General features: G+C 37.4%; 12 protein-coding genes and 1 pseudogene. 7 read left to right on the top strand and 6 right to left on the bottom strand.

What is annotated here, in order from left to right; translation table 11 throughout:
• Positions 1-177: 177 nt before the first annotated feature.
• Positions 178-960: a helix-turn-helix domain-containing protein gene (locus BAU16_RS04290; RefSeq protein WP_161526548.1), complete on the bottom strand. Its 783-nt coding sequence runs from the start codon at positions 958-960 to the stop codon at positions 178-180.
• Between the two features lie 124 nt (positions 961-1,084).
• Between BAU16_RS04290 and BAU16_RS04285 the strand changes: the two genes are divergently transcribed.
• Genes BAU16_RS04285 through BAU16_RS04270 form a run of 4 tightly spaced genes read left to right on the top strand, consistent with a single transcriptional unit; the run spans position 1,085 to position 6,346 of the window.
• Positions 1,085-3,331 (top strand): FAD-dependent oxidoreductase, encoded by a 2,247-nt coding sequence (locus BAU16_RS04285; RefSeq protein WP_161526547.1) that lies wholly within the window; start codon positions 1,085-1,087, stop codon positions 3,329-3,331.
• Positions 3,332-3,333: 2 nt separating this feature from the next.
• Entirely contained in the window at positions 3,334-4,212 is an 879-nt protein-coding gene (locus tag BAU16_RS04280; protein WP_161526546.1) for a carbohydrate ABC transporter permease, read from the top strand.
• A 13-nt stretch (positions 4,213-4,225) separates the two neighbouring features.
• Positions 4,226-5,056, top strand: coding sequence for a carbohydrate ABC transporter permease (locus tag BAU16_RS04275; protein WP_161526545.1), 831 nt, complete (start codon positions 4,226-4,228; stop codon positions 5,054-5,056).
• A gap of 12 nt (positions 5,057-5,068) precedes the next feature.
• Positions 5,069-6,346, top strand: coding sequence for an ABC transporter substrate-binding protein (locus BAU16_RS04270; RefSeq protein WP_161526544.1), 1,278 nt, complete (start codon positions 5,069-5,071; stop codon positions 6,344-6,346).
• Positions 6,347-6,469: 123 nt separating this feature from the next.
• Here the strand turns inward: BAU16_RS04270 and BAU16_RS04265 are convergent, their stop codons facing one another.
• From BAU16_RS04265 to BAU16_RS04245, 5 genes and pseudogenes are all read right to left on the bottom strand, one after another.
• Positions 6,470-6,682, bottom strand: a complete 213-nt coding sequence (locus BAU16_RS04265; protein WP_161526543.1) for a hypothetical protein — start codon at positions 6,680-6,682, stop codon at positions 6,470-6,472.
• Positions 6,683-6,710: 28 nt separating this feature from the next.
• Complete coding sequence (locus BAU16_RS04260; RefSeq protein ID WP_048604299.1) at positions 6,711-7,277, bottom strand: hypothetical protein; 567 nt, start codon at positions 7,275-7,277, stop codon at positions 6,711-6,713.
• Positions 7,278-7,291: 14 nt separating this feature from the next.
• A complete protein-coding gene (locus tag BAU16_RS04255) occupies positions 7,292-7,708 on the bottom strand; it encodes a MarR family winged helix-turn-helix transcriptional regulator (protein ID WP_161526542.1) in 417 nt (138 codons plus the stop codon).
• A gap of 364 nt (positions 7,709-8,072) precedes the next feature.
• Positions 8,073-8,906: pseudogene (locus BAU16_RS04250) on the bottom strand (metallophosphoesterase); the annotation flags it as partial.
• Positions 8,907-9,102: 196 nt separating this feature from the next.
• Positions 9,103-9,702: a hypothetical protein gene (locus BAU16_RS04245; RefSeq protein WP_069959638.1), complete on the bottom strand. Its 600-nt coding sequence runs from the start codon at positions 9,700-9,702 to the stop codon at positions 9,103-9,105.
• Positions 9,703-9,950: 248 nt separating this feature from the next.
• Between BAU16_RS04245 and BAU16_RS04240 the strand changes: the two genes are divergently transcribed.
• Genes BAU16_RS04240 through rsmA form a run of 3 tightly spaced genes read left to right on the top strand, consistent with a single transcriptional unit; the run spans position 9,951 to position 12,206 of the window.
• Positions 9,951-10,718: a TatD family hydrolase gene (locus tag BAU16_RS04240; RefSeq protein WP_161526540.1), complete on the top strand. Its 768-nt coding sequence runs from the start codon at positions 9,951-9,953 to the stop codon at positions 10,716-10,718.
• Positions 10,718-11,296: a ribonuclease M5 gene (rnmV, locus tag BAU16_RS04235; RefSeq protein WP_161526539.1), complete on the top strand. Its 579-nt coding sequence runs from the start codon at positions 10,718-10,720 to the stop codon at positions 11,294-11,296. The genes BAU16_RS04240 and rnmV overlap by 1 nt, the downstream gene beginning before the upstream one ends.
• A gap of 25 nt (positions 11,297-11,321) precedes the next feature.
• Positions 11,322-12,206 carry a 16S rRNA (adenine(1518)-N(6)/adenine(1519)-N(6))-dimethyltransferase RsmA gene (gene rsmA, locus BAU16_RS04230; protein WP_161526538.1) on the top strand — a complete coding sequence of 295 codons (885 nt, stop codon included), beginning with the start codon at positions 11,322-11,324 and terminating at the stop codon, positions 12,204-12,206.
• Positions 12,207-12,219 lie beyond the last annotated feature (13 nt).

Below are 12,219 nucleotides of genomic sequence, written 5' to 3'. Positions count from 1 at the left end.
GCGGATATTAATTTAAGAAAGACATTAATTACTACTCAATAAGTATCTCTAACCGTATTATTTATGCTTTAGAAGTATAAAGAAAGAACATACTAAGAAAACGCAAGTTGTAATAATACGTATAGGCATCATATATTGTAAGGATTATTCGATGAAGAAGCGAATAATCCTTATTTTTTATATTTTATGTTGAGCACGATATTGACTTGGACAAATCCCAAGATATTTTGTAAAAACTCTGGATAAATAAAATCCGTTTGCGAAGCCACATTTTTCTGCAATTGTTTCTAGAGTATCATCTGTTTCAATTAGCAGTTTTTGTGCTCTTCGAACTCGAAGCTTACTTCGGTATTCTATTGGGGTATACTTTGTTACTTTTTTGAATTTTCTTGATAGGTAACTAGCATTTACAGAAAATGTGTGTGCGATTTCATTGATTGATACTTCTTCGGAAGTTCCAAAATCAGAAAGAGCTATTATTGTTTTTTTAATTAAAGGATCTTTATAGTCAATGCTTAATCGGTCAATTGACAAATCGTATTTATTCAGATGATTTAACATAAGGATATCTTTTAAAAGTAATTCTCTATAATCATTACAGAAGATAGAATTATCATAAGCTCCACGTTTTAATAATGTCGCATTGATAAGAACTCTATCGATATTTGCGGGTTCGAGCGGATAATTTAACTGTTCAGAAAAAGATGTATGTTCATTCTTAAATGAAAAACGAAAGAAATGGAAAGTTAAATCTTCACGTATTTCCCGATCAAATTTTGTATATGGGGGACAAACTAGAACATCGCCACTTCTTGCAATACCAGAGTGTTTATCTATCATGAATTTACAGCTTCCATCTTCAATTATATAGACAATCCATTGTGAGTCAGTATCTGTGTTCAATAAAAAGCTTTTTTTATTTTCCCAATAAACATATTGATCAATTATTAAATCGAACAAACCAAAACATCTCCAGTACAAAAAAGTATATGTTTTAAAATAATTAGTACATTTGAAAGCGAATTCATTTAAGCTAAAATAAGTATATCATTAAGTCAGCAATTAAAAAATAGGAGGAAAAAAATTGTTAAAGGAAGAGATAAAAAAAGACATAGTTGTTATCGGAGGGGGTCTTGCAGGAATATGCGCAGCGATTAGTGCAGCAAGAAACGGAAAAAAAGTAGCTCTTATTCAAAATCGCTCCGTTCTAGGGGGAAATTCAAGTAGTGAAATTCGAGTGTGGGTCTCTAGTGCTACAAAACATGGAGTGAATCGATATGCCAGAGAAACAGGAATTATGGGAGAATTATTTGTTGAAAATCAGTATAGAAATAGAGACGGAAATCCATATATTTGGGATGCGCTACTCTTAGAAAAAGTAATGAAGGAGGCAAATATAGAGTTATTTCTAGATACGGATATTAACGATATTGTATGTGACGAGAACAATTATATCAGATCTGTCAGCGGCTGGATGCAAGGATCTGAACGTTTGATCAAATTTGTAGGAACCTTTTTTATTGACTGCACAGGTGATGGAATAATCGGATATTTAGCTGGTGCAGAGTACTTACTTGGGAGAGAAGGAAAGGATCGATTTGATGAAAGCTTGGCACCTGATGTCGCGGATAAAGAATTGATGGGAAGTACCCTTCTATTCTATACAAAAGAAGAGAAAAAACCTGTGAATTTTATTGCACCAGCATTTTCTAAAGATATATCTAAAACAGAAATATTAAAGAATCGTATTATTCGTTCTGGGGATAAAGGAGCAAATTATTGGTGGATTGAATGGGGCGGGGAGAAAGATATTGTTACTGATAATGCAGAAATAAGAAGTGAATTACTGTCAATTATATTTGGAATTTGGGATTATATTAAGAATTCCGGGAAATTTGATGCAGACTATTTAACATTGGAGTGGGTAGGTACAATTCCAGGAAAACGGGAATATCGACGTTTAATTGGTGATTACATTCTAACTCAACAAGATATTGAGAATCAGACAGACTTTAAGGATAAGATTGGATTTGGAGGATGGTCGATGGATCTTCACCCCTCCAAGGGAATCTATAATAAAAATGGAGGGGCACATCATGCAGTGGCTGATGGAATATATTCTATTCCATATAGAATGCTTTATTCAAAAAATATTCTCAATCTTTTTATGGCTGGACGGGATGTCAGTGCGAGTCATGTGGCGTTTGGTGGAGTTAGAATCATGGGAACCTGTGCTTTAATGGGGGAAGCTGTTGGAACAGCCGCTACAATAGCTATAGAAAAAAATTGCTCGCCACGTGGAATCTATGAAGAATACCTAGAAGAATTACTACAGACTTTGCTAAAAAATGATGCGTCTATTATCGGAGAAAAAAATAAAGATACAAATGATTTAATGCAAGAGGCTGTTGTGTCAACATCCAGTTTTTTAAATGAAATCAATACTTATACAAATAAATTTCAAAAGTACCCGCTAGAAAATGACATTGCGTTCAGCTTTCCTGTTAATCCACAAGTTTCTGAAATTAGTTTATATTTGGCATCAAATGATGAAACAGAGTTAGTGGTTGAACTATGGGATACGGGGAAAGGTCAAAATTATATTCCAAACAAAAAAATAATGGAAGAGAAAATTTCAATACATCATGGATCAACTCAATGGATTGATTTGTCGTTAAAATGGTTCCCTAATGTTCCTCAAAATGCATTTTTAATTGTGAAACAGAATCCTAAAATTTCTTTATATCTATCTGAAGGAAAACATCCAGGTATTTTAAGCTATGAAAACAAACCGATTGAGGAAATGAACCATCCCGATTTACATGTATTTACTCGAGATTCTCCTGTTTTACATTGGACGACTCAGGGGATACACAATGAGAACTTCATTTTCAGAATTAAGGATGAAACAAGAGCATTCTATCCTAATAATATTTTAAATGGATATGTTAGACCATATTTTGGTCCAAATATTTGGGCTTCCAGATTCAAGGGGAAATCTGAGTGGATTCAACTGGATTTTAATAAAAATCAAAAAATTGGTCAAATTCGTATTACATTTGATGATGACGTAAATGAAGACTTGATAAATTTACATCACCATTATACAGAAAGTCCTGTTATGCCCGAACTAGTAAAAGATTTCAAAATTTTAATTTTATCAGATGGAATATGGAAAGAAGCGACTGCTATTTTTGATAATAGAAAACGGCATATCATTATCAATTTTGATAAACCAATACAAACTGAGGCTATCAAACTAGAATTATTAAATACGAATGGCAGTTCATACATTTCAGTTTATGAAATTCGGGCTTACGAGGGGGAATAAAAATGAAAAAAGGGAAAAAATTAACTGATTCAAACGTGGGCATTATATTAATATTACCCGCGTTAGCAATTTTTGGAGCGATTATTTTATATCCATTTATTAACTCAATCATTATGAGTTTTTCAAATCGCTCACTTGTTTCACCAGAATCTAATTTTATTGGTTTTGAAAACTATATCAATATATTTAAGAATCCACAATTTTTTCAAGCTCTAAAAAATACAGGTATCTTTGTATTCTTTGCAACTATGCTTCCATTTTGTTTAGGATTAATTTGGGCAATGATTCTGGATCTGAAATTTAGAGGAGCTGGGATACTCCGTGGTGCAACATTGGTTAACTGGATAATTCCTGGGGCATCAATTAGTTTTTTGTGGGCGTTTATTTTTGATACAAATCGTGGAATAATGAATGAATTTCTAAAAGGTTTGGGTATAATTTCTGAAAATCAAAATTGGCTAGGGTCAACTTCAACGGCAATGTTTGTGGTTATTATTGCACGTACATGGCAAATGTTGCCATGGTATATGGCCTTTCTGACAGGGGGACTTCAATCAATTTCTTATGATCAAATTGAAGCAGCTCGAATGGATGGTGCAAGTAATTTTTCCGTATTGAAAAATGTTGTGATACCAGGAATGAAACCAATTATGATTATTACTCTTGTTTTAGGAATAATTGGAAATTTACAACATTTTGATATTCCACAAGTTTTGACTTCAGGTGGACCAGCCGGATCTACAACTACATTGTCTATCATGGTTTATCGTGAAGCTTTTAGCAGCTATCGAATGGGGACAGCGGCTACAATAGGAACAATTTGGGCAATTTTACTTGGATTATTTAGTTTCTTGTACTCAAGAAGTGCAGCAAAAGATTGATGGGGGAAAGATAATGTTTGAAAAGACACGGGGATTTAGAATTTTTGTTATAGTATTTGCGGTTATCATCGGGATTTTTATTTTCTTTCCATTATTTTGGATGTTAAATACAGCTTTAAAAAATCCTAGCCAGACATACTCTGTATCACTTTTTTTCTCAAGTTTTACGATTGAAAATTTTAAGAAAGTAATTTTCGATCAACAAATTTTAACTTACTTAAAAAATAGTTTGCTAGTTTCATTTTCGAGTTCTTTTCTGTCGACTATTGTTGCTATGTTTGCAGGGTTTAGTTTCTCCAAATTTCGATATAGAGGGAGAACCTCCTTTATGTCAATTATTATGATGGCACAAGCTTTTCCTCAAGCTATTTTATTACTTACATTATATATAATGATGCAGAAACTAGGAATGGATGGTAGTTATTTTTCACTAATTTTGTCATATATTGCTTTCGTATTACCCGTAGGAACCTGGACATTAAAAGCCTACTTTGATCAATTACCGGACTCACTTATCGAATCAGCAAAAGTAGATGGGGCGAGTTGGCCAGTTATTATATTTAAAATTATGTTTCCACTGGCTATTCCGGGTGTTATCTCTACGGCTATTTATTCCTTTGTTTGGAGTTGGAATGATTTGCTTTATTCACTGACATTAATAACTGAAGATAGTAGGAGAACATTGGCTCCAGGATTGGTAATGAAATATATGGGTGAGTTTAGTAATAACTGGGCAGAAATGATGGCGGCGTCGATTATTGTTTCAGTACCGGTAACATTGATATTTATTTTTCTACAAAAATATTTTATTTCTGGTTTAACTGCTGGTGCAGTAAAAGAATAGGAGGAATTATTGATGAAAAAAATTTTTGGTAGTTTGCTGTTGTTAGGTCTATCTTTAAGTCTTTATGCATGTGGTTCAAATAACAACAATAGTGATTCAAAAGATAGTTCAAAAAAAATTGTTTGGGCAGGCTGGTCTGGGGAGGAAGATAGCACCAAAGCAACAATTAAGGAAATGATTAATAGCTACAATGAGGATTCCGATTCAAAAGTTAGTTGGGTTGGATGGCCATGGAAGGACACCCAGCAACAATTAATTATTAGAAATCAAGGATCTGAGCAATTGGATATGGCGCAAGTAGATATAGGTATTTTTGGAGCTCTTGCAGATATGGGCGTATTAGAGGATATAAACTCAATTGCTGACAAAAAAGAGCTTTCGGAAAAATATGAAGAATCAGCTCTAAAGGTTGGGCAAGTTGATGGTAAGCAATTGGGAATGCCATGGTCAGTAGCTTCGATTGGGATGGTATATAATCCTGAATTATTAAAGGCAGTCGGATATAATGAACCGCCAAAGACAGTTGCTGAGTTTGAAGACTGTATGAAGAAATTAAAAGAGAAAAATCCAGATATAATTCCCTATGGCTTAGCAACAAAAGAAGAAACAATGTCAACTGATTTTCAACCATGGCTTTGGACCTTTGGTGGAAAGATAGTCAAAGATGGCAAGGTTACGATAGATAATGATAAGGCGGTTGAGGCAACAGAATGGTATAAAGATCTGCTTGAAAAGGACTATATCCAGATGAATATGACTCGTTTTGATGCAAGACAACTTTTTGCTGAAGGTAAACTAGCATTTTATGATGATGCGATATCTGCAAAAGGAATCGCTCTTCAAAATGGTATGGCAGAGGAATCTTTAGATGAATCTATTCGACCAATGGCAAGACCAGTATTAAACGAAGGGGACGAGCCACAGTCTGCAATGTGGGGACATCTCTTAGTTGTTTTCAAAAAATCAGAGAATAAAGAAGCCGCTATGGATTTCATAGAACATATTGTGAGTGAAGAACAAGCATTGAACTACTTAGAGAGCAACGGAATGCCACCAGTTATCAAATCAGCTCTAGAGAGTGAAAATGTGAAAAAAGATACATGGACAAGTGAATGGCTTAATTATTCACAAACTGGACAACGATTGGAATTTGCTATTGAAAGTAATGGATCTGAACTTAATAATGTTCTTGTTGAAGAGCTTCAAGGCATTCTTTTAGAGCAAAAAGATATTGATTCTGGACTGAATGATGCAAAGTCTAGACTTGAGAGCGCTCTGTCAAATGAATAAATAAGAATTTAAACAATAATAAAAATTAATCAAATTAGCCATGAAATTTTGCAATCTTCATGGCTTTTTAATGACTATTAGTAAATAGTTATATGGTGTTTATAATTCAAGGACGTCATTAAATTAATTAGCAAAATCATCCTCCAAATACCGTTCAATCTCCAAAATCTGTTCTGTCAGTTCCACAGTTGCTTCTTGAATTTCAGCCAAGGTCATGCCGCTGGCGCTGTAACCTTTGTAATAGGCAGTGATATAATCGGTTTCTTCCAATCGTCGTAATTTTTCCCGCAATTGTCCCAATAACGTCAAGGTCGTATCGTAGTCTATTTCATTCATTGACAAACTTCCTCTCGTGGCTTTTTCATTAAGCTAGTGCTTGCGGTGCTGGTAATTGTGGACCGTTTCCTTCATGGGCAAGGACCCAATCATCATTATCCCACATCTCTGTTTTTCGCCGTCCACGAAAATAATCCCATCGTGAATCGATTTCCATTTCAATCAGCGTACCATCGCCTCCTAGAGTGACCCAGTTGTAGCTGCCATTACTGTGGGCAAATTTGACCCATTCCACCGGAAAAGTGACAGCCGTTCCCTCGCTGAGATAACTCCGTTGTTGTTTTTCTATGCGAAGAAAAGAAAGATGCTTGGCATATGTTGGGTTGATTTTTTCAAAGAGTTCTTCACCAAACGTTTTTGCACGGGGAAAATCGAACAGTGTGCCTGTTGGAAGCGAAGAGAAATTTTTTAAACTTACTAAGGTGTCTTTCTGGAAAATTGCGATGATTCGAGGACCATTCAACATAAATTCGCCATTCTTTTGATAGCGGAAAATATCTACCTTTCGATTGTTTCTTTTTTCATTTGTTTGTTCCGTCAACTGATAGTCTGATGGAAATGTGATAAATTGTTGGATGAGTGTAAGTTTATCCATAATTACGTTACCTCCTAATGGGATCGTAATAAGCTAAGGGACTGGACAAAAATGTCTTTTTGTTGTGGGGAAAGTGGTGCCAAGAAATCTGCCGTAACTTTTTCCAAAGAATCTAGAATCTGCGGGTAAAGGGTTCTTCCGTCTGTTGTTAGTGAAAGTAAAAAGCCGCGGCGATCGTCAGGGTTTTCTTTTTTTGTCACTAAGCCAGAGTGAATCAACTTTTGAACCGCACGGGTAACGTTGCTGGCATTGACTCCTGTAAGTCGGACCAATTTTTCTTGAGGCAAATCGCCAAACTCATATAATTTGATCACGTAGTAATATAGGCTGGAGTTCAAGCCGATTTTTAGCAATTGCTGATCAAGGGTCATCGTGTAATTGCGAGAAATAATTGGGAGCCACTCTAATAAATCAATTTCAGTTTCTTTCATAGACTTCTCCTTACTTGAAAATAATTTACTTGCGCAAGCAAATAATAACCGATTTTTACGATGCTGTCAAGTGACTGAATTGATGAATGAGAAAAATAGAAAAGCCATGAAAAAAAGCCGTATTGCTTTTTACGACAATACCGCTCTTTCACAAAACCTCTCCTTCCAACTGCTCTTTCTTTATTCGTCGATACGGAGCGAGGGAAACGATCTTACTAGACTGTTTTGCTACGGCTTCAGGAGGATTCTCCTTTTTCTCGGTATCTTGTGGAGGCGTTGGATTTATTGGCGAAAGGTTTGTTTTTTGTTTGATTTTATTTTTTATGTCGGTGAAATCGGTGCTGAAAGCTTCCGTTTTATTAGACAAATGATAGTAAAGAATTTCTGGTGGAACGCGAAAACGTGCAGGCAGCATTGTTGTACCGATTCCTGTACTCACGGATAGGATGGTTTGCTTCGTGGGTAAATACAAGCTATGGGTGTAACGGGTCGCACCCGCATTTTTGACCTGATAAAAAGGTAGGCGAATCTGTCCGCCGTGGCTGTGTCCAGCTAAAACTAAATCATAGATTGCCAGATTTTTGACGTGTTGAATACTGTCAGGTTGATGGACGAGTAAGATGTGCCATTCTGCCAATGTACTCTCATAGTTGTACCGAGCTTGCCCTGAAGAAGGATCTTCAATTCCAGCAATCGTCATAGATACCTGAGCATCTGACCCGAAAACCGATTCGTTGGTCAAAACGGTGAAACCAGCTTCGTGCAGGATTTCCAGTACAAAATGCTTTCCGTCACTTTTGTAGTCGTGATTTCCCAGAACGGCGATTTTTCCCATCGGTGCATGCAATTTTTTTAATTTTTCAATCAGTCGGTTTGTCTGCTTCACCGGCCAATGTTTGTAGTCGTCTAATAAATCGCCGGTAAAAACAATCAAATCCGGTTGGTTTTCCATGATTGAGCGAATGATTTTATTGATACGTTTTGGTTTGTACCAGTGAGAAAAATGAAAATCGCTGAGGTGGGCGATAACGACATCCGAATCGGCGGTGAAAAGATCATAAGCATTGGAAATATCTAAAACCCGCGCTTTATTTTTGCGAATGAGATAATGTTTGGCTTTCAGCCTGCGGGGTTCAATGAAGACCGCGTAGAAAGCTATGCCTAAAAATACTGCTAGAATCCCTAAAAAGATCAGCATATGGAAGGTCTCCTTTGTTTGTCTGCTAAAGTATAGAATAGAGGATAAAAGCAAAAAAAGCAATCGAACATCCCGTGAAATTCTTGTGGAAAAAGGGAATAGAAAACAGATTATTTTTTATTGAAGTGAAGAAGAATCGTCATAAAACAGAGTGAAATAACAACAAAAAAATGAAACCTTTCTTAAAAGAAAAGTTTCATTTAAACGTTCGATTTCGAGGACCTTTGGAAACAGGAATTTTTTTTGCTTTTTTCGGAATGAAAAAGACGAGGCAATCGTAAGGGACTAAAAGTAACGACCAGGCGACACTGCGGCTGGCACCATAGCGATGATACAACTGTGTCAGCAGAAAATGACTAGTGAAGATTCCCACACCTGCCAATAATGTGACCACCCAAAAAGAGTCCCAATCAGTAAAAAACTTAAAAGCCGTCAAAGCAAAGGGATAAAGATAAAAGAAACTTGCCACCAAACCAAAACGCCAATTTCGAGTAATTTGGCGGATCGAAAGCAAAAAGAAAAGCAGAGACAGGACAATACCTAATGGTGGAAAAAGACCAATTAAAAAAGAATAGACAGCGCCATAAAGCAGCATAGCTGGTCCTTTGATCAACGCCGCCGCACCGATAAGAAGGAACAGACAGAAAAGTTGTGTGGAGAAACCAGAGACAGTCAGTAGGCTGAAGACACCTAAAAGCAGCCAATGCAATCGGGACAATCCCGATTCATGCTGAGACAGTTGTTGGTTGCGCAAATACGCAGCCACTCGTGGAAAAGATCGCTGAAAATGATCCACAGGAAAACCTCCTTTAATAGATAGCTTCAGTATACAAGCTGGTGAGAAGAAAAACATCCAACTCCAGACGGATGTTTTTTACTTCCAATTTTATAAAATTGCTTGTAAGAATCGGGGCGCGACAGGTTTCATTTTTTTGAAAATATGCTAAAGTTAGAGAGGAAAAGAAGACAGTACTTCCAACAAGTGTTTGGGAAAACGAAGATTTAGTATAGAAAGTTTATTACGAAAAAAAAGGAGGAGTAGAGATGATTTTTGATTCTCATACTCATTTAAATGCCGAACAATTCAATGAGGATATCCCAGAAACTATCCAGCGAGCAAAAGAACTGGGGGTTTCAGAAATGGCTGTTGTCGGCTTTGATACCCTGACGATTGAAAAAAGTCTAGTCCTCAGCAAAAAATATCCTTTCATTTACAGCATAATCGGTTGGCATCCAACTGAAGCAGGCAGTTACAGCAAAGAAATCGAAGAAGACCTGCAACAAAAACTAACCTTGCCAAAAGTAGTTGCTTTAGGGGAAATCGGCTTGGATTATCATTGGATGGAAGATCCGAAAGAAGTTCAAGACAAGGTTTTTCGCCGTCAAATCGCCATTGCTAAAGAAATGAATCTGCCAATCAGTATCCACATGCGGGAAGCTATTGAGGATACTTATCAAATTTTGAAGGAAGAAGATGTCCGAGATATCGGTGGAATCATGCACAGCTACAGTGGTGATGCTGAATGGGCGAAACGCTTTTTAGAACTGGGAATGCACCTTTCTTTCAGTGGCGTGGTTACCTTTAAAAAAGCAACGGATGTTCAGGAGGCAGCACAAATCGTGCCGTTGGATAAATTATTGGTTGAAACAGATGCACCTTATCTGGCGCCGGTTCCTTATCGCGGCAAGCGCAATGAGCCCGGCTATACTCGGTATGTTGTCGAAAAAATTGCTGAGCTTCGTGGGGTACCTTTTGAAGAACTTGCCAATCAGACGCGTGACAACGCCCATCGGTTGTTTAGGATTGATTAATGAGTAAATTAAAAATTGAAGAAATCATTGTCGTTGAAGGAAAAGACGATACCCGCAGAATTCAAGAAGTTGTTGATGCAGATACCATCGAAACAATTGGCTCTGCAATTAATGAAGAAATTTTGGCACAAATCGAACTGGCGCAAGAAACACGTGGTGTGATTGTATTCACCGATCCCGATTTTTCCGGTGAAAAAATTCGTAAAAAAATTATGGAAGTTGTGCCGGATGCTAAGCACGCATTCTTGCCCCGCAGTGAAGCAGCACCGCAAAAACGTGGCAATAGTCTCGGCGTTGAGCATGCCAGTGATGCTGCCATCTTGCAGGCATTGGATAAAATCGTGACACCGGCTAGCGATACCGTCTCTGAAATCAGTAGACAACGCCTGATGGAATATGGTTTAATAGCGGGTACGAATGCCAAACAGCGACGAGAAAAACTCGGAGACGAGCTGCGCATCGGTTATACCAACAGCAAACAACTGGAAAAACGACTGCAGATGTTTCGAATCACAGAAGAAGAATTTCTTGCGGCAATGGCAAAAGTTGAGGAGCAACTAGCTGAAGCAAGGAAATAGCGGGGAAAAAGGAAGGAGAATCTTTTTGAAAGATACTCGAGAAATTGCAGCACCATCAAAAACACGAGATATTTTAGCCAAGCATGGGTTCACATTTAAGAAAAGTCTCGGTCAAAATTTTCTGACGGAGCCGAATATTTTACGAAAAATCGTGGAAACAGCTGGAATTGATACTACGACCAATGTAATTGAGGTCGGACCGGGAATCGGTGCATTGACAGAACAGTTGGCAAAAAACGCGGCGGAAGTTTTGGCTTTTGAGATTGATGATCGGTTGATTCCGGTATTGGAAGATACATTGGCAGCCTACAACAATGTCACGATTCTCCATCAAGACGTACTGAAAGCTAATCTAGAAACGGTGGCGGATCATTTTCAGGAAGAATACCCCATCAAAGTTGTGGCAAATCTGCCTTATTACATCACCACCCCCATTATGATGCACTTTTTAGAATCAAAGTTGCCGGTTGCCGAAATGGTGGTTATGATGCAAAAAGAAGTAGCAGATCGAATTTCTGCAAAACCAGGAACTAAAGCATACGGCTCGTTATCCATCGCAGTGCAATATTTTATGGAAGCAAAATTGGCTTTTATTGTTCCTAAAACGGTTTTTGTACCACAGCCAAATGTGGATTCCGCTATTTTAAAATTGACCCGCCGAACAACACCGGCAGTGACCGTCACCAGTGAAAAAGAATTCTTCAAATTGACGAAGGCTTCGTTTCAATTACGGCGAAAAACGTTGTGGAACAACCTCTTGCATAGCTATGGCAAAGATGATGCCACCAAAGAATGGTTGACTAACAGTCTTGCCACGGCAGAAATTGATCCGAAACGACGGGGCGAAACTCTTTCCTTAGAAGAATTTGCCCGTTTGAGCAATGCACTGGAAAACAGCCGACCTTCATAACAAATAGATAGAA

The organism is Enterococcus sp. JM9B, assembly GCF_009933265.1.
Taxonomy (GTDB): domain Bacteria; phylum Bacillota; class Bacilli; order Lactobacillales; family Enterococcaceae; genus Enterococcus_C; species Enterococcus_C songbeiensis.
Note: the sequence above shows the minus strand (reverse complement) of the source record. Positions and strands in the feature narration are given on the sequence as shown.

Excerpts from the sequence above, each read along its gene's own strand:
- BAU16_RS04280 (WP_161526546.1), top strand. The coding sequence starts at position 3,334 with ATGAAAAAAGGGAAAAAATTAACTGATTCAAACGTGGGCATTATATTA.
- BAU16_RS04275 (WP_161526545.1), top strand. The coding sequence starts at position 4,226 with ATGTTTGAAAAGACACGGGGATTTAGAATTTTTGTTATAGTATTTGCG.
- BAU16_RS04270 (WP_161526544.1), top strand. The coding sequence starts at position 5,069 with ATGAAAAAAATTTTTGGTAGTTTGCTGTTGTTAGGTCTATCTTTAAGT.
- BAU16_RS04265 (WP_161526543.1), bottom strand. The coding sequence starts at position 6,682 with ATGAATGAAATAGACTACGATACGACCTTGACGTTATTGGGACAATTG.
- BAU16_RS04260 (WP_048604299.1), bottom strand. The coding sequence starts at position 7,277 with ATGGATAAACTTACACTCATCCAACAATTTATCACATTTCCATCAGAC.
- BAU16_RS04255 (WP_161526542.1), bottom strand. The coding sequence starts at position 7,708 with ATGAAAGAAACTGAAATTGATTTATTAGAGTGGCTCCCAATTATTTCT.
- BAU16_RS04240 (WP_161526540.1), top strand. The coding sequence starts at position 9,951 with ATGATTTTTGATTCTCATACTCATTTAAATGCCGAACAATTCAATGAG.
- rnmV (WP_161526539.1), top strand. The coding sequence starts at position 10,718 with ATGAGTAAATTAAAAATTGAAGAAATCATTGTCGTTGAAGGAAAAGAC.